The sequence below is a fragment of the Rubripirellula obstinata genome (assembly GCF_001642955.1).
GTDB lineage: Bacteria > Planctomycetota > Planctomycetia > Pirellulales > Pirellulaceae > Rubripirellula > Rubripirellula obstinata.
The window spans coordinates 12354-35146 of the sequence record NZ_LWSK01000016.1 but is presented as its reverse complement, the minus strand read 5'-3'; the positions used below and the strand labels follow the sequence as shown (position 1 = coordinate 35146).

Annotated in this window: 20 protein-coding genes; 6 read left to right on the top strand and 14 right to left on the bottom strand. The window is 53.7% G+C overall.

Annotated elements, in window-relative coordinates; translation table 11 throughout:
* Positions 1 to 240 precede the first annotated feature (240 nt).
* Positions 241 to 786, top strand: coding sequence for a hypothetical protein (locus RC85_RS07080; protein ID WP_149753100.1), 546 nt, complete (start codon positions 241 to 243; stop codon positions 784 to 786).
* 213 nt (positions 787 to 999) lie between these two features.
* Positions 1000 to 2241 carry a 3-hydroxyacyl-CoA dehydrogenase gene (locus tag RC85_RS07075; protein ID WP_068260383.1) on the top strand — a complete coding sequence of 414 codons (1242 nt, stop codon included), beginning with the start codon at positions 1000 to 1002 and terminating at the stop codon, positions 2239 to 2241.
* A gap of 89 nt (positions 2242 to 2330) precedes the next feature.
* Here the strand turns inward: RC85_RS07075 and RC85_RS07070 are convergent, their stop codons facing one another.
* A complete protein-coding gene (locus RC85_RS07070; protein WP_068260380.1) occupies positions 2331 to 5027 on the bottom strand; it encodes a protein kinase domain-containing protein in 2697 nt (898 codons plus the stop codon).
* A 274-nt stretch (positions 5028 to 5301) separates the two neighbouring features.
* Here RC85_RS07070 and hemC point away from each other — a divergent pair, with 274 nt between their 5' ends.
* Positions 5302 to 6219 (top strand): hydroxymethylbilane synthase, encoded by a 918-nt coding sequence (gene hemC / locus RC85_RS07065; protein WP_084422426.1) that lies wholly within the window; start codon positions 5302 to 5304, stop codon positions 6217 to 6219.
* A gap of 158 nt (positions 6220 to 6377) precedes the next feature.
* Here hemC and RC85_RS27425 read toward each other — a convergent pair whose 3' ends face one another.
* Positions 6378 to 6578, bottom strand: coding sequence for a hypothetical protein (locus tag RC85_RS27425; protein WP_162273181.1), 201 nt, complete (start codon positions 6576 to 6578; stop codon positions 6378 to 6380).
* A 242-nt stretch (positions 6579 to 6820) separates the two neighbouring features.
* Positions 6821 to 7060: a hypothetical protein gene (locus tag RC85_RS26690; protein WP_068260473.1), complete on the bottom strand. Its 240-nt coding sequence runs from the start codon at positions 7058 to 7060 to the stop codon at positions 6821 to 6823.
* Between the two features lie 808 nt (positions 7061 to 7868).
* Here RC85_RS26690 and RC85_RS07050 point away from each other — a divergent pair.
* Positions 7869 to 8714, top strand: a complete 846-nt coding sequence (locus RC85_RS07050) for a hypothetical protein (protein WP_149752681.1) — start codon at positions 7869 to 7871, stop codon at positions 8712 to 8714.
* Positions 8715 to 8787: 73 nt separating this feature from the next.
* On the opposite strand, the gene RC85_RS07045 is transcribed toward RC85_RS07050, so the two are convergent.
* The 8 genes from RC85_RS07045 to RC85_RS07010 all read right to left on the bottom strand — a co-directional run bounded on the left by RC85_RS07045 (position 8788) and on the right by RC85_RS07010 (position 17961).
* Positions 8788 to 9378 (bottom strand): amino acid kinase family protein, encoded by a 591-nt coding sequence (locus RC85_RS07045; protein ID WP_068260367.1) that lies wholly within the window; start codon positions 9376 to 9378, stop codon positions 8788 to 8790.
* The gene (locus RC85_RS07040) at positions 9375 to 10385 is read right to left on the bottom strand and encodes a hydantoinase/oxoprolinase family protein (RefSeq protein WP_068260364.1); all 1011 of its coding nucleotides are present in this window, start codon (positions 10383 to 10385) and stop codon (positions 9375 to 9377) included. The genes RC85_RS07045 and RC85_RS07040 overlap by 4 nt, the downstream gene beginning before the upstream one ends.
* Before the next feature lie 178 nt (positions 10386 to 10563).
* Positions 10564 to 11604 carry an ATP-grasp domain-containing protein gene (locus RC85_RS07035; RefSeq protein WP_149752680.1) on the bottom strand — a complete coding sequence of 347 codons (1041 nt, stop codon included), beginning with the start codon at positions 11602 to 11604 and terminating at the stop codon, positions 10564 to 10566.
* 218 nt (positions 11605 to 11822) lie between these two features.
* Positions 11823 to 12143, bottom strand: a complete 321-nt coding sequence (locus tag RC85_RS07030) for a metal-sulfur cluster assembly factor (RefSeq protein WP_068260358.1) — start codon at positions 12141 to 12143, stop codon at positions 11823 to 11825.
* A gap of 104 nt (positions 12144 to 12247) precedes the next feature.
* Entirely contained in the window at positions 12248 to 13405 is a 1158-nt protein-coding gene (locus RC85_RS07025) for a trans-sulfuration enzyme family protein (protein WP_068260355.1), read from the bottom strand.
* The gene (locus RC85_RS07020; protein ID WP_084422424.1) at positions 13398 to 14642 is read right to left on the bottom strand and encodes a trans-sulfuration enzyme family protein; all 1245 of its coding nucleotides are present in this window, start codon (positions 14640 to 14642) and stop codon (positions 13398 to 13400) included. Before RC85_RS07020 ends, RC85_RS07025 begins: the two co-directional genes overlap by 8 nt.
* Before the next feature lie 1034 nt (positions 14643 to 15676).
* Entirely contained in the window at positions 15677 to 16747 is a 1071-nt protein-coding gene (locus tag RC85_RS07015) for a succinylglutamate desuccinylase/aspartoacylase family protein (RefSeq protein ID WP_068260352.1), read from the bottom strand.
* Positions 16744 to 17961: a RimK family alpha-L-glutamate ligase gene (locus RC85_RS07010; RefSeq protein ID WP_068260351.1), complete on the bottom strand. Its 1218-nt coding sequence runs from the start codon at positions 17959 to 17961 to the stop codon at positions 16744 to 16746. The genes RC85_RS07015 and RC85_RS07010 overlap by 4 nt, the downstream gene beginning before the upstream one ends.
* Before the next feature lie 303 nt (positions 17962 to 18264).
* On the opposite strand from RC85_RS07010, the gene corA reads away from it, so the two are divergent.
* A complete protein-coding gene (gene corA, locus RC85_RS07005) occupies positions 18265 to 19344 on the top strand; it encodes a magnesium/cobalt transporter CorA (RefSeq protein ID WP_068260350.1) in 1080 nt (359 codons plus the stop codon).
* A 282-nt stretch (positions 19345 to 19626) separates the two neighbouring features.
* Positions 19627 to 19965 (top strand): transposase family protein, encoded by a 339-nt coding sequence (locus tag RC85_RS28985; RefSeq protein ID WP_420821375.1) that lies wholly within the window; start codon positions 19627 to 19629, stop codon positions 19963 to 19965.
* On the opposite strand, the gene RC85_RS26685 is transcribed toward RC85_RS28985, so the two are convergent.
* The 3 genes from RC85_RS26685 to RC85_RS06990 form a co-directional block, all read right to left on the bottom strand.
* Entirely contained in the window at positions 19926 to 20111 is a 186-nt protein-coding gene (locus RC85_RS26685) for a hypothetical protein (protein WP_149752679.1), read from the bottom strand. The two genes, RC85_RS28985 and RC85_RS26685, sit on opposite strands and share 40 nt — an antisense overlap.
* Positions 20112 to 20118: 7 nt before the next feature.
* A complete protein-coding gene (locus tag RC85_RS06995) occupies positions 20119 to 21183 on the bottom strand; it encodes a calcium/sodium antiporter (RefSeq protein WP_068260348.1) in 1065 nt (354 codons plus the stop codon).
* A gap of 103 nt (positions 21184 to 21286) precedes the next feature.
* Positions 21287 to 22531 (bottom strand): vitamin K epoxide reductase family protein, encoded by a 1245-nt coding sequence (locus RC85_RS06990; RefSeq protein WP_160148091.1) that lies wholly within the window; start codon positions 22529 to 22531, stop codon positions 21287 to 21289.
* Positions 22532 to 22793: the final 262 nt, after the last annotated feature.

The window sequence follows — 22793 nt, the reverse complement described above, 5'->3', positions numbered from 1 at the left end:
TAACTTGTTCGGCTTTTTCAGAATCTTCGGAATTACCCGCAAGATCCTCCTAAGTTCACACGATACAGATAGTACGAAGCGAGCGCGAATCGCATTCGCCGACGTCATAAGAACGGCTCGCACAACGAACCACGGAAGGTTACTCGGATGACCACCATGAATTGCCCAACTAACAACAATTCATCGCTCACAGCAGCCAAAGAATCGGCAACGCCGCGTTCTTGGGCCGCCCACATTGCGATGGGCTTGGCTGTGACCGTCATTGTTTCCTCGACCGGCTGCTTCGGCCTGGGCGGCGGATACAATCTCGGATTCCTCGGCTATCCGATGCCAGTGAGCCCGTACTACCAACACAAGCAAGAAGAAAAGTTCTGGAAGAAAGAACGCTACGAGCGAGTGCCAATCCTGGGACCGACCACTTCCGGCGGCAGCGTCAAAGCTTTGGATCCACCAAGTGATGATGAAGTCATGCACGCCCTAGAAACGGCTCGTCCGGTTCAAGGCGGCATTCCGTTGATCTACGAAAAGCAACGTAACAACGTTCGCATCATCAAAGAAAAGATCTCCGACTACATTGACCCGCCTCGATTCTATCCTTTGATCGGGCCCGCTCAATTGCACCACGCCCACTACAAATGCACGATCTACTTTGACGAGAAAACAACGATCGGCTATCCCGTGCCACACACGCTGCACGACGAAGAAGCCATCGAAGTGGTCTACATTGACCATAACCACTTCCACATGGTTGGCGATGTCGAACCGTACACGACGCCGAACCTGTAACGGCTAACACCGACTCGTTCAGAAACCCCAACGCCGCTTTGGATATCCAAGGCGGCGTTTTTCGTGCGCGCCCCGTAGCTGATCCCGCCAGGGTTCAGTAGAACGCAAGTCGTGATCAACTGAACCGTGGCGGGATCAGCTACGGTTACGGTTTCCTTATCCGTAAGTTTTTTCTCAACAGTTCCCAAACATTCTTAAAATCTGTCGGCGTAGATGAATCTTGAATCGACTCCCACCGACCGACGCTGTTCGCCCTCAATTATTTTGGTCGGCGTCGGTGTCGTTGGCAAAGCAATCTTGCGAGCTCACACCGATGCAGGGCTGTCAGTCTGTTTAGTGGATCAGGATCTAAAGGCACTGGTTGCAGCGACCGATTCACTGTCGCTTGATCTCGACCAGTGGGACGTCAGCGAAGCCATGACTCATCCATGCGGGCTGCCATCGGTTTCGCTGATTCATCGACCACAAATCTCTTCGCAGAATCCTGTTCCGCTGCTGATTGAATCAATTCCGGAACGTTTGGATCTGAAGCGATCGTTCTTTTCAGAAGTTCAGAACCGTCTCGATCCAAACACAATCCTATGCAGCAACACGTCAACGCTTCGGATTGGCGATCTGGCCGACGGACTACAGCGGCCCCAGCAGTTTTGTGGAATGCACTTTTTCATGCCCGTTGAATCTCGCGATGCCGTGGAATTGATTCAGGGGAAACAGACGGATTCCAAAAGCCTCGCACGTGCGATCGCGCATATCCAAGACCTTAAAAAGACACCGCTTGTCGTTCGCGACGGCCCAGGTTTCATCGTCAATCGTTTGCTGTCGCCTTACCTGAACGAAGCGCTGATGCTGCTTTGCCAGGGCGTCGAAGCGAAAGACCTAGAAGACGCAGCCATCGAATACGGGATGCCGATCTCGCCGCTGGAATTGATCGACACGATCGGAGCACGAACCATGTTTGATGCCGGGCGAGTGTATTGGCAAGCGTTTCCGAATCGAATCGCACCGTCGCCGTTGCTGGCCGGATTGGTCAAGTCAAAACGAATGGGAAAGCACACGGGCGCTGGCCTGTTCGACTACGACGACGCTGGCAATCGCTCGGAAGGACTCGCGACCGAGTGTTTGGCCTTGGTGGATCGCTATCGCCGTGATGACAACCTTGAATTGTCGCATGCAGATTTGGTTGACCGTTTATCGATTCCCATGTGGATCGAAGCGGCACACGCGGTTGCCGACGGAACCGTCACCGATGTAACGCAGTTCGATCTCGCAATGCAGGGCGGACTCGGTTACCGCCGCGACCGATCCTGGCTAAGTTTTTTTGATGAACTCGGGTCCAAGCGAATGATCGCGGCAATTGATCGCTGGTCTGAACGAACCAAGGCGATTCAAATTCAGCCTGACCTGCGATCAGCGCTGACGAAAGGAAGCCCGAGTTCCGCAATCGCAGGGACTTGAGGCAGTTGATGTAGGCCGGAACAAGCGAAGCGCAGTTCCGGCAATCCAACACAGGAAAATGCAATTGCCGGAACGGAACCGACTGCTGATCACCCTACGGTTTCCACCCACTTTTTCCAATCGACCAATTCTTCATCAGTGATCGCGGCAGCCGGCAGTGCTGGCAGGCGGCGGGTCGTTAGGATACTGGGCGTGGCTTCGCCGGGCATGGGCGCACGAACCGTTAGCAGTCCATTGACGTTGATTTCAAAGCTAATTGTTCGTGATCGCTTCCCGACACCGCTTGATCCCACTTCGATTTCGTGGCGTCCCAACGTCTGCCATCCGCTTCCGTCAACGCCGGATGATTCCACCAGCGATACGTTTAGGTGCTCGCGTGAATCATTGACCGACAATCGGCGGTTGGTGCGAGCCGGTAATAGCGTGCCACGTGGGATGATTGGCAGGATGCGGCGTCTACCTTTCTTGTCTTCCACCACGATTCCGATCGTTTGACTGGTGACGCTGCGGGGCGGTAAACCGTTGTCACTGCGGCCGGGTAGCTCCGCTGCCAAACATGCCGCCGCACCTCTCGCCACGTCACCTCGGTCAATCGATGTCTTGATCGTTGTTTTGGGCAAACCGTCTAACAGCGATTCGGCAACACCAGGCATCCGCAGCAGGCTGCCCAACATGACGCAGCGATCGATTTGCTGAATCGTCAACTTCGATTCCGAACAAACCTGATCAACCGCCTTCTGTAAAGTCTCGATCAAATCCTGACACTGCCCAAGCCAATCGCGACGATACACTTGCACTGCATGCTTCTTACCGGCGACTTCCAAAGCGACCGAAACAGAAGGAAATTGCAGCAGCGAAGTGAGTGCCTCTTCGCAAGCGATCTGCAACCGCACGGCAGACTTCTTGTCGGCTTTCGGAACGATACCATGGTGCTCTTTGAACAGTTTGCCAGCCAAGTCTACAAGCCGCTGCAGCCAAAGTAATTTGCCACAGCTCCAGTGACCTGCCGTCGCCAATTGTTGCAGCCTCGACGGACCACCACGTATGATCGCGACTTCGGTTGCTTGTCCCGTCAGCGAAACGAACAAGATGTTTTGATCATCCGAATCCGAGATCGTTCCCGGGACCGTTTTCGATTGCCTTTCAGCGTCACCCTCTTTTTCCATCCACAACGATTGAACCGCGGCAATGCTGCGGCTTAGCAATCGGACAGACGGAAATCCTGCCATCTGCGCCGCCTGGATCATGCATCGCCGACGTAATTGGTCATAACTAGACGGGATCGTGATGGCGGTCGCGTGGGGAAGACTCAGTTGGTCCCACGATCGAGTGAACACTTGGCGCATCATCAACGCCATCAAAACTTCTGGCGGACATTGGCGACCGGCGAAACGTCGGGCAACAGACTTTTGCCCCATGTAGAGCGGTAAGGAATGAGCGACCTGCAGCGGTGAATCTCGCCGCCGCCCAATCGCGTCCTTGCCGTAAACTAAAAGATGACGGTCCGTTGCAATCGCTAATCGCATGATCGATTGCCCGTCGTCGCCTGCTTGAAGTTTGCGGTTTCCGCCCTTTGGATTGGCAATCGCTGCGGAGGCATACATCATTCCAAAGTCGATTCCAAAGACATTTGATTCGCCGTCGGGATCAGACCGGCTTGAAATGGTGGATGCATCGGTCCCAATTTTTCGCTGAGTAAATTCGACCAACCAATTTGGCGTGTCAGTTTCGCTCGCGTAATCGCCCAGCGCCTCAATCACTTCGTCAAGCGACTCGTAGCGCTCCGATGGCGACTTGGCTACCATGCGAGAAAAAATGTTGGCAAAGTTGAGGTCGATGTCTCCTCGCGATTGCATCAGGTCTGGAATGTCACCGTGGCGATGGCCGTAAACAAGATCCAGATATTCGCCAACATACGGCGGCGTGCCGGTTAGCAGGAAGTAAAGCGTTGCACCAAGCGAATAGATATCACTACGGATGTCAGCGGAGTTGGGGTCTTCCAACTGCTCGGGTGACATGTACGCGAGTGTGCCGACCAACCGACCACTGTTATCTTTGGAATCTGTCTTCGAATCGCTTTGAACGTCACTTAACTTGGCTGTTGGAATGATCGCTGAATTCATCCTGGCAAGTCCAAGATCAAGAACCTTGACGGTTCCGTCGCCGGCACGCATCAGGTTGCCAGGTTTGACATCACGATGAATGATTCCCGCACGATGAGCATGCAACAAACCAAGGGCCGCTTGCCGAATAGCCGCGGTCGCCTCACCGACGCTCATCGGACCTTTGTTGGCAACCGCCTGGGTCAACGTCACGCCATCGACATACTCCATCGCAAGAAAATGAATCTTGCCAAATTCTTGCGTTTCAACGGATCCCGCATCGAAGGCAGCCACAATGTTGGGATGCAACAATCGCGATGCTGCTCGCACTTCGGCAAAGAAACGTTGAACCGCTTCTTCATTTTTCATACGAGCAATCGGAAGCATTTTGATCGCGACGGTTCGCTGCATGCGAACGTGCTGACCCAAGTACACGTTCCCCATGCCGCCGGCTCCGATCATTTGACCGATTTCATAGTCGCCCAACTGTTTGGGAACACGGTCTGACGAAGTTTCTGAGCTAGCGAGCTCAAACTCGCTCGAGTTTTCACCGTCGTCTTCGACCGCTGCACCAAGGAACGACGAATCTCGCGTCGGTTCTTCGGAGATCGGCAGCGGCGTAATCGCATCTTGCGCTGAAGATGAATCGGGGTCAACGAAGTCTGGCGATGAAGACTGATTCACAGATAAGTGGGGTGTAAAAGCCTGACGAAGATCGACGGAATTCAACCTTGTTGATTCTAACGGGCTATTTCGAGCAAAAACCGACTGCTTCTAAGAAACACGAATCAAACCGAAGCAAGGTTCCGCCGATTTCACTTTTCCCCCGTCAGGCCTATCATACCCCGACAAGTTCAGGCCCCCTAGAACCCACGTCGGCGAACTCGCCGAACTCGGCAGATCACTTACATTTGCATCCTAATTTCGTTTTCATCCCTACAGCACGTCTCGCTACCACATGATTCCTGCCCTTCGCATCGCTACTCGTCAAAGTCCGCTCGCGTTGTGGCAAGCCAAGCATGTCGCGGCGTTGCTGATGGAAAACGGCATTGAGTCGGTTTTGGTGCCACTGGTCAGCAGCGGTGATGTTGACATGACGCCAATCGATGGGACGCGGCAGGTGGGCGTTTTCACCAAGCGAATTCAACGAGCGCTATTGGACGATGAAGCCGATGTCGCAGTGCATTCGCTGAAGGATTTGCCGACCGAGCCTGATGATCGCTTGAAATTGGCGGCAGTTCCGACCAGAGAAACCGTCGTCGATTCACTTGTATCCAAAGAAGCATGGTCACTTGCCGATCTGCCACCACAAGCACGCGTCGGAACTGGCAGCCGTCGTCGGGCGGCGCAATTGTTATCGTTAAGGCCTGATTTAAACGTCATGTCCATTCGCGGAAATGTGCAAACGCGATTAGCAAAACTGGATGATGGTGAATTTGATGCGATCATGCTTGCCGAAGCGGGCATCCTGCGTTTGGAAATGCATGACTTATCGCGATACACTTTTTCGCTCGATGAAATGTTACCAGCACCTGGCCAGGGGGCACTGGGAATCGAGGTGCGCGCCGGTGACACCCGTTCATTTGATGCGGTCAACCAACTCGACCACATGCCGACTCGCATGGCAGTAACCGCGGAACGCCGGTTGTTGTCCGCTCTGCACGGGGGGTGCCTCGCACCAATCGCAGCACATGCGATTCTTGAAGACACGCAGTTGAAACTGGCGACGGTGGTGCTGACGCAGCAGGGAGATCGACGACTCGATAACAGTGATTCCGTCGATGCTGGGACTGATAATGCGGCTGAGCATTTAGCCGATTCCATCAGTCGTCTATTGATTGATCAGGGTGCGATTGAAATGATCCGGCCTGATTGATCGCGTATATCAGGCTTTTTTTCCAAGCTTCGGTCAATTGTGTCGCAAAGATGCGCCGATGACCTTTGCTGTGAGGCTAAACGCGTCTAAAATGACACGGCTTGCTTGAACAAAGCTCGCACGCTTCGGCCTAGTAGTTTTCGGCAGAGGGATCATTTTTAGGGTTCGTCAGGATCAATCAAAGGCTTGTGCAGAAGCACGCTGAGATCCTCACGTTTCTCCCAGCGGCTCCATTTTGCCGCCGAAAGGTCGAAGCACTCTATAAAGCCGATTGGCAACTGTGATAAACGGTTGTCAATCGGTTTTTTTGTGGACAATTCCAGGTGAGCGCCCATCCCAAGGGAAGTCGAATAAATCAATGCAAATTGTCGTTGATCGATCCGCAATCATAACGTTCGGTGAATAGTCTCGGAGGGACGGAAGCTCTCTGCCGGGGACGTTAATCCCCGGATGGCAGCGTTATCTCTCACTCATTCACTGGCTCGGGGCAGCCATCCGGGTGCTCGCGCACCCGGCAAGGAGCTTCCGGCCCTCCGGGCCTAACTCGCAGTAACTGATTCAACGTCCCGAGCGAAACGCGACTATAAAAAGTCGTATGTTCCTAAGCCGCAACTTCGATGTTGACCGCGATCTGGCACAAGACACCCGCACGACGGATCGCAGGAACCAACTGCTGGACCAATTGGCCATTGGGAAGTTCACCGCTGAGCACGATTCGTGAATGCTCAATTTCGATTTCGATCAGTTCGACATGGTCTCGAAGAGATGCATCACCACGGAAGATGGTTAAGATTTTTTCTCGAGTGCGTCGGTCACGCTTTTCACATTCGATCACTGTCATAACTGTTCCTTCCCAAAATGCATTTGGGCTCAAAGTAGATTTGAGCACAGTGGATTTGCCGCTAACGACTAAATTCGGCAAGCCTTCGTTGGCCAATTCAACCTTTGCACGATGATTAACAGCGAAACCGAAAGGAATCTTGATTTGTTGCAAATTGTTTCGATTGATTCATCGATGGGCCGATCATATCGGGTTATGCAGGATATGCGTCGCGATTGATAACGAGCTGGTTGAACACGCCTTCGTTCAAAACTCGATCACTTGAAACACCCTCTGCTGAATGCCCCTCTGCTGCATGACCCTTTCGGGGAAACCCAACCCCCACTAAGTGCGAGTTTTAAAAAGTTAGATCTAAGTTCAATGGGCATCTGCCCGATATCTATACAGTGACGGCGTTGGATGCCGATGGATTGCGTGGGGCAGGACATCATCCATCCAATGTCGATCCTTAACGGCCTGGGTTTTTCCATCAACGACGCTGTGGGGCGTTGTCGTTGGGGCACAAGAACCCGGGCCGTTTTTCTTTATCCCAATCCCTTTCTGGGTGCATCAACACGTCGTCTTGCGGTGAACCGCTGGAACGAACGTTGTAAAAAAACAACGTCGTCGTGATGTGACGGTTGGGTTAATCCGTGATCCAGATTCGCTTAAGTGCATGCTGCAATGCGACTTAGTAATGCGATCGACACTTAACGTCTGACTACGGCACGCGAGCTGCTTCTTTGGAAACCCATCAAGTTTCCTTCCCGATGCCGCTCTTGTTGAACGTTCCCGTATGCACTGCGTCCTGATAGCCGATTTAGCTGCGATGATGTCTCAGCATGGACCAGCGATACTACACGGCAGCGATCGCGTGCCCGCGGAAGCCGTTTCTCAATACTGGTCAGCATCCCGGAATCGACTGGAACTCTGGCATCAAACGATGGCGCGTTACCGAGCCGCCGAAGACAGCGGCAATGTGATGCAACTGAAGACGTGGTGGCAGCAACACGCCGGGGTCATGGAGGAAGTTTTAGTCACTGAAATGCTGACGCGCGTGGTGGCCGCGATTGCCGCCGGCCTTGATGCCGTCCAACGGGTCGATGAAATTTCGCCAGTCACGCATGCGGTTTACTTGAGTCATTTGGAGGCGAGGAATCGTGTTCAACAGATCATGCTTTTCGGTCGTGGAAATTCTGTCTCCGACGCAGTCCGACTGAACCGTTTGCGACGCGTTGTGGAGCGTTGGACCGATACGATGATCGGCCGTCTGTCGATCGACATGCCCGATCTGACTCGCTACGGAATCAACGTTGAACTTGCCAAACAGCATGCAAAAGAGTCACGTGATTTCAGTGTCGGTGTCGCCGGTCGAACCACAACATGGCTGATGAACGCAGCAATGCGCGATGCACTTCAACGTCGAACATCCCAGCAAACATCTCTGCCCGGTGCCAACCATGCGGTGGCCTCAAGCGTCGCGATGATGCTTAGGCCAGATCTATTCGATAGCGTCGGCACACTCAAATCACTCTGGATGCATCGGCTAAGCTCGACGACCGGCCAAGCCGATCGAGTGCTCAAAGAACTTCAGCACAAAGACATCGACCAAGCCGTTACAGCGGATGGTTTAGAAATGACGAGCGGAGACTTCTTTTCCCGCTGGTATTTTTAAGCTGCTAACAAAGCTGCTGCGCGGTTTCTAACAAAGCCGCTCCGCAGTTTCTAACAAAGCCGCTGCACAGTTTCTAACAAAGCCGCTGCGCGGTGACCGATGCGATTGATTTTGCGGCATTCGGGAATGCTGCGTCAACAATCCCCCGCCGAGCCAATTCTTGATGTGATAGCCGGCAATCAACTTCGCATGATTTTAACAACACCAACTCGCGTGCGTTAGTTTCCATGGCCAATTGTGCCGCCAATGAATCAGTCGTTGTTCGCCAATCCCAAGGCAACGCGTTCGCCAAAGATCCCGGCGCGCTACCCTCTCGTTCACGATGATAGAACGATTTGCAACGAACGATCGTATTCATCTTGCGTGGTTGCTGTTTTACCAACTCGCGAAACTGTTGCTGTGACTCGATCCGATTCCAATCACTCAACAAACTAGATGCGACCGCAAAGCTAACGTCTAGCAGATCGATGCAAAGCCAGTGCAACCTACTGACATCCAAGCAATGAACTTCGTCAAGCTGACGAACTGAATTGATCACATCACCCCCGCCAAACAAAAACAGATTCTCCGCGATCGATTGACGTTCAGTCCAACACACAATTTGCTCGGCCAAGTCTTTGCGTTTCAGCAAACTGCCGCCAACTTTGACCACCCGCCGAATCATAGCAACGCGTATCGATTGTTTTGAAACAGATGCGCGACAGCCAGCGCGGGAAGGCAACGCGAAGCCGGTTCACTGAATCGATCCGTCAATCGAATGATTCCGCGTCCGCTGGGTGGGTCAAAAAGTGCGTCGCCATGACCACCCAGGATGATTGTGCCGCCTTGGTCAACCGCGTGAAACGATTGTTTGATTCTCGCTTTTGCAGCATCGACAATCTGTTCGGAAAGTTGCTTGGCGACATCCACCGATACTGAACTACGATCCAAGCCAACCATTCGGGCAATTCGATTGGCCGCAAACGGCACCGTCCTTGGTTGGCCATCGGCAGATTGTAAGTCTTCCGCATCGGGCGACGTCATTTCTAAAACGACCAATGCATCGTCGATTGTCGCAAAGACCTCATTCATCACAGGGCACCATTTCCCATCAATCAACAGCGAAGAAACAAGACTGCATACCGGCGTGCGGCCGCACCCAACATAGGCAAGCGCCCCTTCGCAAAGACGATCATGATCAGTTTTAGAAGGGGTGGAAACTTCGCGGTTGTTGATCGGTATCAAATCGGTTGTCGTGGAACCGATATCGACCAGAATGCCATGATCAACTGAAAACTTCGATGCCAACCACGTCGCCGATGCGTGCCAGTTCGCAGACGCCACCGAATCAGTTTCCTTCTTCGATTCCGTCAAACGCGTAAACCTGCCGTCACTACGATAGAAACCGAATCGATCAACGCCCGCCTTCGTCGCCGCCAAACGACAAGCTTCGGCAATCTGCTGGACTCCTAAATGGCGATCGATGAAGCAGTCTGCCATCTCGCCCGTCATCGTGATAGCGAACGCATCAATCTTTCCGAAACTGGATAGTTCGGCAACAAGAACATCGGCCAGACGGTTCGCATCGGTCCACATGGGAAAGAAACAAGAATGACATGCTTCATTGTTTGACTTTGGGTCAACGGCTGCGAACTTAAGGTTCGCTCCCCCAATATCAACGCCGACGATCATGTGGGTTGGTTCTTCAGCGCGTACTTAGGAATTGTCCTGGAATAACTTCACGAGATTAGATTCCACCCAAATCTCAACCCGAACGCGTAAGCGAGGGAATTCCGCGTCAAACAATATCCCTCGCTTACGCGTTCGGCTTGGGAAATTGGGAACTTGTTTCGTGGCAATTCGTTAGCCGTTAAGACATTTCCGCCACTGCATCGTTGACCCAGACCTGACCATCGGCTGCCCATTTCACAGAATTGACCGGCGTGCAACAGGCAACGGGCCCTGTTTCAATATCGAAAAATCGAGCCGCAAGGTTGCCGTGAATCATCCGGCGCAGACCTACGTAAGATGTCGTCAGCCGAGGATTAATTTCAATCACACAATCTTCGCTCGAACGCTTGCCCAGCAACATATCGAATCCGATGAATCCTCTTGCTGTCGGCGGCATTGCCTCGATCGCGCGCATTGCCAGATTGGTCAATCTTCGCTGAGCATCGTCGTCAAGTGGGCCTTGTCCGCCCGCATATTCACAACTGTTGTCGTCAAGTTGTTGCGAGACGGCCGGTAAGAAAACTTGTTGTGTTGACGAGGCAATCAACGAAATCGACACCGCACGGCCCGGCATCCAAGCTTGCAGTAAATCGTTCTCGTGCAGTTCTGCCTTGGCGGTATCAAAACAATCAAACGTTCGGATTTCTTTCGTGCCACATCCGTCACGTGGTTTGACGACGAAACGATCGAATTTCGTCAGCGCCTTGGCGTGCCTGCGATCGGTTGCTGACATGAATAACGGATGCGAAACGCCGGCCGCGATCATCTTTTTGGCCGTCAACAATTTGTCGCTTGCTGTGCGCAAGAAATCTCCACTGCCAGCAACAACGTCAATTCCTGCGGCCCGCAGCATCGCGACTCCTTGGGCAAGTGCTCCGTCGCTTTCAGGTGCGATGATCAACGCCGCGTCGCAATCTTCGGCCGCCGCGATCCATTGGGGCCATAGCGGTTGGTCTTTGCAAAATTCGCGTCGATCGATCGGGCCGTCGGTGAAACATTCGTCCGAACTGTCAATCATTCGCGGATCAACCAAAACCACGACTTCTGCAAATTCCGCAAGGTCAGCGACCAGTGCGCGAAGCATCGACGTGCCTTCGCGCCGAAGGCTTGCGGGAATCGATTCGATTGGCAAGTCGGCCAATCCGCCACCAACAACATATTCGCCTACAAAAATTCGCACGTTCAAACTCCATGATTGAAAGGCACCCCGCCAGTGCAAAAAAGTTGAGTGGGCAGTATCCCATCGAAACCGATGCCCGCCAACGCTCACCACTATCGTACCGGATCAACTCGCAAGTCGCTGCGAGTAAGGAACTGTCCCGAAATAACTTCCCAGCTACGAAAGGTTTCGCCATCTACGGAACTTGTTTCAGGACAGTCCCTAACGCCAATCGAGACCTAAAAGATTCCGAGGTGGTCCCGAGCGTCGTCAGTCATCTTTTCAGGCGTCCAAGCGGGTTCCATCACGACTTTCACTTCACAGGTGTCTACTTCGTCGAGCCCTTCTGCGGCACCTTTGGTTCCCGCTACCAGTTGGGGTCCGGCGGGACACATGGGACTGGTCATGGTCATTTCGACGTGAACATCATGCCGACCGTCTTCTTTTTCTTCGCCGACGGCGACCACGTAAATTAGCCCAAGATCGACGATGTTTACGAAAAGTTCGGGGTCAATGACTTGCTTCAGAGCTTCGCGGACTTTGTCTTCGGCTAAGGCCATGATAAAAATTCCTGGGACACGGGATGGAGTATTTTTGAGGGTACGGTACTTCTTGCTAGCTGCTTCGATCCTAGCGCCAAATCAATTTTTGGCAACCCAACCACTCAGCTAGACGCGGAAAACGCCTGATCTAAATCAGCTTTTAAGTCTTCCATCGATTCCAAACCGACTGACAACCGGATCAGGCCATCGGTGATTCCGAATCGGGCTCGATCGGCGGCATCGTAGCTGGCGTGGGACATCGTCGCCGGTTGCTCGATCAGCGATTCGACTGCACCCAAACTGACCGCCAGACGAAACAGCTTGGTTGATTCACAGGTATTGGCTGTTTGTGCAATGGTGCCGTCAAGTTCAAAGGTCACCATCGCACCAAATCCGCCCTGCAGCGTTTGCCGGGCGAGTTCATGCTGCGGATGACTTGCCAGCCCAGGGTACAAAACCGATTTGACACACGAGTGCTGCTGCAACCATTGCGACAATTCCAATGCAGTCTTGGATTGTTCGCGAACTCGCAAGTCCAATGTCTTCAATCCACGCGTGACCAAAAAACAGCTCAGCGGATCCAAAACCGCACCGGTTGCGTTTTGGATAAAATACAGTTCGTCAAACAACGCTTGATCGGCAACCGAAAGCGTTCCGCCCATACAATCGCTGTGTCCGCCCAAGTACTTCGTCGCCGAGTGCATCACAATGTCGATGCCCAGTTCCAGCGGTCGCAACAGTGCCGGTGTTGCAAACGTGTTGTCCACACCGGTGCGAATGTCTTTTGACTTCGCAAGGCTGGCGATCGCTTTCAAATCAGGGATCGACAAACGTGGGTTACCGATCGACTCAAACCAAATCAGTTTTGTGTTGTCGGTAATCGCCGATTCAATTGCCGCTAAATCGGTCATGTCAACCAGCGTGACTGTTACGCCAGAGCGGTCACAAATCTTGTGCAACAATCGATAGGCCCCCCCGTAAAGGTCGCATCCGGCGATCACATGGTCACCGGTTTTCAGCATCATGGTGACGCAGTGGATGGCTGCCATGCCGGAAGAAAACGCCAGCGATCCACAGCCGCCTTCTAACGAAGTCAGCGTCGTCTGCAAATTAGTTCGCGTTGGATTGCCGCTTCGCGAGTAATCAAATTCGCCCCATTCACCTGCGCCGGGTTGCTGGAACGTGCTGGCCAAATGAATCGGCGGAACTACCGCGCCGGTTGCCGCATCGACTTCATTGCCGACGTGGATCGCACGTGTTCGGAAAGACTTCTCACGCATCAAGTGCCTGCTTCAGATCGGCGATCAGGTCATCGGTGTTTTCGATACCGCACGCCATGCGAATCATATTGTCATAGATGCCGAAGGTTTCTCGTTCTTCGGGTGAGTAATTGAAATAGCTCATCACCAACGGCTGTTCGATCAGCGATTCTACACCACCCAAGCTGGGTGCGATGCGTGGAATCGTTGCCGCATCGACAATCCGCGAAGTTTCTTTCCAGTCAGCATCTTTGACGGTGAAGGAAATCAGTCCGCCAAAACCGTTCATTTGGGCTGCGGCAATTTGGTGAGTCGGATGTGATTTCAATCCCGGATAGTAAACCGTTTCGACGCGAGGATGAGCTTCCAGGAACTCTGCGATCGCTTGACCGTTTTCATTGTGACGCTGCATCCGAAGGGCGAACGTTTTCAATCCTCGTTCAAGCAAATACAAGTTGTGCGATGAATTAATGCTGCCCAGAATTCCACGCAGCCGGCGGACGGGTTCCAGTTGTTCTCGTGAACCGCAGATTGAACCGGCCAACAAATCATTGTGACCGCCCAAGTACTTCGTCGCGGAATGCAGAACATAGTCAACGCCGAACTCGATCGGTTTGATGTTGAACGGAGTCGCCAAGGTTGCGTCGATCAGCGTTTCAACTTCGTGGGCCTTTCCAAGCGCAACAAACTTTTCCAGATCGACTGCGGTCAAGTGTGGATTGGTTGGCGATTCGCTGACCAGCATTCGGGTGTTGGAATTGATCGCCGATTCCATCGCGGCGAAGTCACCGGTTTTGACTTGGCGAGTGACAACACCAAATCGAGAAAGGTGCTTCGAACAGAATTCGCGGCTGCGGTGGTAGCACTGATCGAAGAAGACGATCTCGTCGCCAGCATTCAACTTGCTCATCAGCAGGCCGACGATCGCCGCCATTCCGCTGCTGTACAAAATCGCCTCTTCGGCCCCGTCGAGTGCCGCCAGTTTGGCTTCGACGCTTTTCTCGTTGGGCGTTCCGTAGCGACCGTATTCGGGCCGGTCCTCATCGCCTTCAACGAACCGCAGCAGCGCTTCGGTGTTTTCAAACGCAAAGGTCGAAGAGGTCACAATCGGAGCAGCAACGGCTCCATCGTGTTTTTGCCTCACTTCGCCAGCGTGGACAGAAGTGGTCGAGATGCCCGCCTTACGAAGGGTTTCAGAATCGGTCGGAGAGCAACCGGAATCGGTTGCGCTGTTGTCTATCGATGTTTTTAGAGTCATGGCTCTTTAGCAGTGAAGGCTGCAAGCGGCCGCAAATCCCTGGTGGGAACGCGTAGTGGCGAACAGTTCGCCAGCGTGCAGTCAAGGTTAGCCAGCGAGTCGCAAGTTGACAACCATTTGATTTGCTGAACAGCCAAACTTATCCGAACCGCGTCGATTTTCGGTCACACATGGCTTAGAAACCGTCGCAAAACAGCTTCCCGATTTCCCAACCCGAACGCGTAAGCGAGGGATCTTGTTTGACCTGGAAATCCCTCGCCTAAGCGTTCGGATGCCGATCTTATGGAATCCAGTCTCCTAAAACGACTCTGGACAACTTCTCAGCAGGACCGTCGGCGACGACTGCTGGGCTCCCCTCCAACGCCGTAAAGGGTCTCTAAATTGTCTAAACGCGCGGTGCGAAAAGTAGCATGGCGGCCCCCCGCCGTGGACTCACCCCGCGCACTATGGGACCGCACGGCGCGGGGCGATGCCTGGGCCGCTAAATCATTGGGGTTAAAGTCATTCTTGCTTGCGCTACTTTCTTTCTCTACGCCAACGGCGTTAAACAACATAGCCCAGGGTTAAAGTCGTCAATCGCCTTGGCGATTTGACGCTGCAACCCTGGGTCACTGCAACCCTGGGTCACGGAGCACCAGCAGCCCCCCTCCCCCGTCCCCGATTTTGGCGGCGAAGCCGTCAAAATCGGGCACGGGGGAGACTAATTCGTTAACGTCATCAACCCAGGGTTGCGGTTTGCTTCGCTACGCTCGCAAAACCTTAACCCTGGGCTATGGTGTTCAACGCCGTTGGCGTACTTCAGTAGGGACGGAACAAAACTTGGACCTCCAATGTCCGCGTCAACGCCAAAGATTTAGCGGCCGCACCCACCGCCCCACTGAACCGAAACCTCTACCACGTCGCCGCCTTCATCGTCGGCTACCGCGAAGACGCCTTCCGCGACCTCGGCTTCCGCGTGAGGGAACTTGTTCTGCGACCAGAAACCAGCTCATCACGAACGCCAGGAACTGAGATCAAAGTCTTGACGAGTTCCGTTACGACGACGGAAGTTCTTCGGGCTCGGTTACCTGCACGTTGGTGGCTAGGTGTTGGAGTGCCGTTCGTTGAACGTCGTCGCTGGCCACATGCTGGTCGTGACGTAGGGCCGATTTGGGGTTTGCTAGGCGACCGATGTGGACGACCGGCTCACCAGGTTGAACCGCGGGCAGGGTGGTCATGCCGATGACGATTCCTGAAAACGGGGCTTCCAGTCGGTTTTGATCTTCGGTTAAAAGATTGCTGTTCGATGCGAGCGCTTGTCCTTTGACAACGCTATCACCGGGGGCAACATGCATCGACATGAAACCACCACGTTCGGCGCGTATCCATTTGGTTTGCTTGATGATCGCTTGATGCTCGGGAATGTCCGGCGGGCCATCCATCATCTTCAGCGTTTTTAAAATGTTGAAGACGCCTCGCAGCATGCAATCGGCCACCGACGATTCGACCTTCCAAACTTCGCCGCCTTCGACCACGATCGTTGGACATCCCGCCGCAGTTGCCTCGCGGCGGAATGATCCCTTGGGGCCTTTGCCGTGCAGGATGATGCCGCTACCAAACGCCTCGGCCAGCTTCAAACAAGTTGGGTTGTCGAGATCGGCTCGTGCGTTGGGAAAGTTCGTTCGGCGGACTGCTGCGGTGTGCAAGTCGATCCCAAAATCGCACCTGCGAACGATCGAATCAAACATGACCTTGGCTAACCGTGATGCCATGCTGCCAGTTGTGTTGCCGGGGAAGCATCGGTTCAGGTCGCGGCGGTCGGGTAAGTAACGCGAGTGACGTTCAAATCCCAGAACGTTTAGCACCGGTACCATCAGCAGTGTTCCAGACGCGAGTTCCCAGGAGGGATCGCCCAGCATGCTGCGAATCGCGCCGGTGCCGTTGAGTTCATCTCCGTGCAAAGCAGCGGTTACGAACACGGTTGGTCCAGGATTCAGTCCACGGCGCACGCGAATTGGGATGGCGACATCGCGACTACTGTAGCTTTCAGAGATCACCAATTCGGTGCTGATCGCTTCGCCGGGTTTGACATCATGTCCGAACCAGTTTTCAGATTTTGCGTTCATGAGTACTCCGGTTGCGCGTTGGCGTGAGCGACCATTTCAGGTTCCAAGTGTTGCGGTTCGGGAGCACGTTTCTTGCGGGTTTTCTTGGGTACCATCGACTTCATCGCTTCCTGCTTGCCAAAGCAAAGCAAGCGGTCGCCCGATTCGAGGACCCGTGAGACTTTGGGGTTGGGAATGACGGTTTTGCCTCGGTAGAGCGTCAAGACATTGATATCCTGATCGGCGAACGATGCGTCGGTGATCGTCATGCCAACGAACTTCGATCCTTCAGGGATAACAAGTTCAGAAACCGTATAGCCTTTGCTGACGGTCAGCTTTTGCCGGACATCCATTTCGGGGAAATCCGTGTGAGCGGCGCAGTAGTCGACGATCGCACCGGCGATGTCACTTTGCGTTGCCGCCTCAATGCCTTCCAGACCTGGCGAGCTATTGACCTCCATGACCTGCGGCCCATTCTTGCCTTCAAGCATGTCAACACCTGCGACTCGCAAACCCATGATCTGCGCCGCACGAATTGCAGTCTCGCGGTATTGGTCATCCAGCTCAACTTTTTCAACCCTGCCACCGCGATGGACATTGCTGCGGAACTCGTCACCCTGAGCGACTCGCCGCATCGCACCGACGACTTGGTCGCCGATCACGAACGCTCGGATGTCACGGCCCTTGCTTTCCGAGACGAACCCTTGGACCAAGACATTCTGCTTTGCCGTTTGCAAGGTCTCGATAATCGCTTCGGCAATCTTGATGCTATCCGCCAGAATCACGCCGACGCCCTGAGTGCCTTCGAGCAACTTGATGATGACGGGCGCACCACCGATTCGTTGAATCGCCGGAATCACATCGGCTTTGTCGCGAACGAAGGTCGTCCGCGGCATCCCGATGTGGTGACGACTGAGGATCTGCATGCTGCGCAACTTGTCGCGGCTGTTGGAAATTCCACCCGAGGTGTTGGCAACGAAGACGCTCATCTGTTCGAGTTGACGAACGACGGCGGTGCCAAAGTAGGTGATGCTAGCGCCAATGCGCGGGATCACGGCATCATAATCGTCCAGCGGCTTGCCTTTGTAGTACAGGTCCGGCTTGCCCGATTGCAGGTCAATCGAACACTTCAGTGTGTTGATGACCAATGGATCGTGGCCGCGCGACTTGGCGGCATCCATCAGACGTCGGGTGCTGTAGCAGCGAGGGGATGTGGAGAGGATGCCAAGTTTCATTTCAACAACTTTGATTGGGGATGCAGTGTGTTCCGGTAGGCCGAGTCGGTGTGTCGACCGGGTGCGGTAGGGCATGAGAGGCAAATGCCGGGCCCAAACCGATGCGAATGCCCAACATCAGCCGAATGCTTCGAGGATTGCGAGGAATTTGCAGAACCGAACGCTCCGTGGGGAAAAAGTTCTCGCGGAAGTGGAAAAGTTTTTTCCAATGCGAGTTGCCGGCTTCCGCTACCGACTGATGGCGTCATGCCTTATCGTTCCGTTCTTTCGATACCAACATCGGCACCTTGAAAGATCCTTGTCATGCCGCTTAGCCGATTCAAAAAACGACACACCAAAGTTGGCGCTCGGCCGGGCACGCTCGTCATTCCAAAGGATGCGGCCAAACCAACGATCCGTTCGATCCACTACCACTTGGGCGGCTGTGACGAAGCCGATGTGGTTGACATTGACAACCTGCACGAAACCTTCAAGCCGGACACCGTGACTTGGGTGGACGTGCAAGGGTTCGGCGATCGAAAGGTCATGCAAAAAATTGGCAAGGTGTTTGGTCTGCACTCACTGCTGCTCGAAGACATCGTCAACGTGCCTCAACGACCCAAGACCGAACCCTACGGCGATCAGTTGTTGATGGTCGTTCGCATGGTTCAGCTCGAAAAGAACGAAGACACCCGGTCGGTCGGAGTTGACATGGAACAGATCAGCATCGTGTTGGCAAAGAACTATGTGATCACGTTTCAGGAAAAGCACGGAGACGTCCTGGACCCGGTACGTGCTCGCATTCGATCGGGCAAAGGAGTCATTCGCACTCACGGGGCCGATTACTTGGCGTACGCGATCGCCGACACGATCATCGATTGCTACTACCCCGTGCTGGAATCGGTCGGCGACAAATTGGAATCACTCGAAAATGATGTGATCCACAATCCAACGCCCGCGGTTCTGCAAGAACTCAACGCGATGAAGAATCAGCTAATCAATTTGCGTCGCGCGATCTGGCCTCAGCGGGAAGCGATCAACAGTCTCGTTCGCGGCGATCATAACTTGATGACCGAACCGGTGGGCGTGTACTTGCGAGACACTTATGACCACTGCATTCAGACATCCGAAGTCGCCGAAATGTATCGCGAAATGGTGACGGGATTGATGAACACGTACCTATCATCAATCGCCAACCGCACCAATGAAGTGATGAAAGTACTGACCATCATGGCCAGCATCTTCATCCCGCTGACATTCATGGCAGGCATCTACGGCATGAATTTTGAGCACATGCCCGAACTGCATTACCGATATTCCTACGCGATCCTGTGGGCCGCGATGCTAGCCGTCGGCGGCGGAATGATCGCTTATTTCTGGAAGAAGGGTTGGATCGGAAAGTAGGTTCCCAAATGTAACGGAAGTCGCCAAGAATTTCGGCTCATCCGACAGAAGTGTGCGCGGGGCTTGGTTTTGATAAAAGTGCGATGGATGGATGAAAAAGCGTGGACATGCCATCCTTCAAGGGAGGTTTCTGAAGTCTTCCTTTGAGAGAACGCACATGTCCACCACTCTGTTGTATCAGTCCTTTGGTATCCGTGGCTACCAGCAAACCCGTATTGAGTTCGCCGGAGGCGTCACACGGTTCCACGTTCACCCAAATAAGAAGTCGATCTGCTGCTCTTCGTGTGGGAGCGGCAACGTGTGATCCGGCGGGGCGCCAAGGAGCGAGACTTCAGGGCTTCGCCGATCGGCTTGAAACGAACCATCATCGTTGCCACCTTACCTCGTGTGCAGTGCCACGATTGTGGAGTCGTACGCCAGATCAAAGTCGGCTTCGCAGACGTTCGTCGAAGCTACACCAAAGCCTGGGCCAAACACGCTCGGCAGCTCACTCGCAGCATGACGATCACCAACAACAAAATCAAAACGGTCCAACGACAATTCTACGGCATTCGTGATCGCGAATACTTTGAACTACTGCTCTACTCGCTCCATGCGACAAAGTACGCTTTAGTCGGATGAGCCATTAAGCTGCCCTTGGAAGTGGTTTTCTTGAACCACACCAACGTTGCATACAAAAACGCAGACACCAACAGGATGTCGATCGCATCGACCAAACGAAATGATTGGTGAAGTTCGTCCGCGAAAGAGACTATAGTTTCAATCATGTCGAATCTATTTGTGCGATGAAGTGAATTGCCAGTCTCGCCAAGCGATCACCGAAACCGCCAGAATGCCAGTGGGTAATACGATCATCGCGAAACCTTGCTTTGCGAATGGAATCTCCGCGATTCCTGTTGCATCGCCGATCAGAATTGCCGTGTAGCCAACGTACAACGCCAGCATCAAGAGTGCCTCGCCACGCGAGACGTTCGCATGGCTGATAAACATCGGCAAACACAACACCGCGACCAACATCATTGCCAATAGATCAAAACGCAGGACGCTCGGTGAGACGACGATTCCTGTGGGAGACAACATCGCCGCGGTCGATAGTACCATTAGCAAGTTGAACACGTTGCTGCCGACGACATTGCCTACGGCGATGTCGCGTTGACCTTTCAATGCGGCGGCGATCGACGTAGCGAGTTCGGGAAGCGATGTTCCTGCCGCGACGATCGTCAGTCCAATCACCATGTCACTGACGCCCCATCCGCGAGCGATTGACGACGCGTTATCGACAAGCAGTTGGGCGCCGAAAACCAAACCCACTAGTCCCGCGGCAAGCCAAGCCAGACTCCGAAAGACACTTTTCCATGTAATCGCGGATTCGTTCTCACAGGATATCTCGGATGATTCACGACGACCAACGCGAATCAAGAACCCTGTATAGGCCACAAACGCGACCATCATCATCACCCCCTCGACGAAAGAAATCACGCCGTCGAGTGCAGCCAGGCACACAGCAATCGACGCGGCGATCATCAGTGGCACATCGAGACGCACCAACTGTGATGAGACACTCAGCGGAACGATCGCGGCGGACAATCCCAGAATCACCAGCACGTTGAATAGGTTGCTGCCGACGACATTCCCTAATGAAATTGCTGCGTCACCACGGGCACCGGAGATTGCGGACACGGCAAGTTCGGGGGCGCTGGTTCCGAACGCGACCACGGTCAACCCGATCACCAGTGGTGAAATTTTGGCCAGCGTTGCCAACGACGCGGCTCCGCGAACAAGGCAATCCGCGCCTACAACCAGAATGACGAGTCCAATCGCGAGCAGAAAATAGGCCATGAAGCGTTCCTAAATGTAGCGGAAGTCGCCAAGACTTTCGGCCAGCGGTGGGTTGAGAGGTTGCCGAAAGTCTTGGCGACTTCCGCTACGGGTGCGCTCCGCCTTACTGACCAAACTGCTGTCGAACGAGATCAGCGACACTGTTCGCCGAACCGATTTCGCCGACGACGGTGGTTCGGGGGAACGAGATTTTGGGCACCGTGCCCGCACCGGCGTCTTTGTACAACAAAACGTTCTTGGCAACGTACTTCGACGCGGTTCCCTTCGCCAATTCAGCCGCAAGTGCCTGGCGATCGACAATTGTTTCGGCGTACATGCGTGCTTCAACCGCCGAACGTTTCTGATCGAACAACCAATCGTGATACGCCGTGAACTTGCTGGCATCGACCAACCAAACCGAAATCGCTAGCCGGGCAATTTCGCAAGCGTCGGCTCCTTCGGGACTGTTGTTTTTCGCCGCGTCGTTGCAACTCTGATGCAGGGGAACAGGCAACGTCAACACGGCAAAATCATTGCCCAACAACGGTGCGGCGGCTTTAATTGAGTTGTGCGTGTTGCGACAATGATCGCACGTGTAGTCGAACATCTCCACAATCAAGTATTTTGCATCGACGTTGCCCCACACCGGCCACTTGCGAGCGTCAAGTTGTCGCCTGCCGCCCGAGACGGGAACTAAACGCGGCGGGAGTGCAGGCTGGTCGGTTGCGACCGCTTCGTCCGCCATCACAACACTCACCAGCGACAACCACGACAACGCAGACATCCCGAGCGGTGATTCAAACAACGCGTTATCATCCAACGGATCAAACTCCATCGGCAACATCGACGGATCATTCGTTTGGATCTCAAACGTATCCGGTACCGGGCCAAACGCCTGAATCGCAATCAGACTGCCCGAGAGTGCGACGCCCGCCGTCAGATTTCTGACCATGGAAGAACGTTTTTCCGGATGGTTCCACCAGACCCCGGCGGCCAACAGCAACCCGCAACCGTGAACCACCAAGCAATACGGACAGAAGTGACCGATCGAAAAGACTTGCAACGAAATGAACCACAACGCCGTCGTTGCTGCCGCGACCGAAAGTACCGATAGTGCCAACCAAGCAAAGCGGCGTGCTGATCCCTTTCCGTGACGCAATTGACAGACGGCACCGATGACGACGGCGTACAAACCAATCGCGAGAATACTGACCGGAATGCCCAGCACCTGTGACCACCGACTATTCAAGACATGGTCGCAATTAAAAATTCCTCCGTCGCATCCCACCACCTTCGATTCGGTCAGTCCGACATAAGCCAAATAGCTGCTGAAACAAATCGCAACGAAAGCCAAAATCAAAGATGCCACGACAAACCGCTTAGAAGCCAGTTGAGGGCGATTCGTGGCGAAGTTTTTAGTTGGCGAACTGGAGACGGATTCGGCTTGAAAACGAGAGGCGGAAAGACTTGAAGCAGACAGCATGGAGAGAGCGGCAAATGGTTTCAGGGTGATAGAACAATACACCTCAACTCAATGCACGCGTCGTACCAAAAGCAACGAAAACCGTTCCGTTCCGCTTTCTTGGCAAGTTTTTTGTTCAAATCGTTTATCCACGAATCAAGCCGGAAAG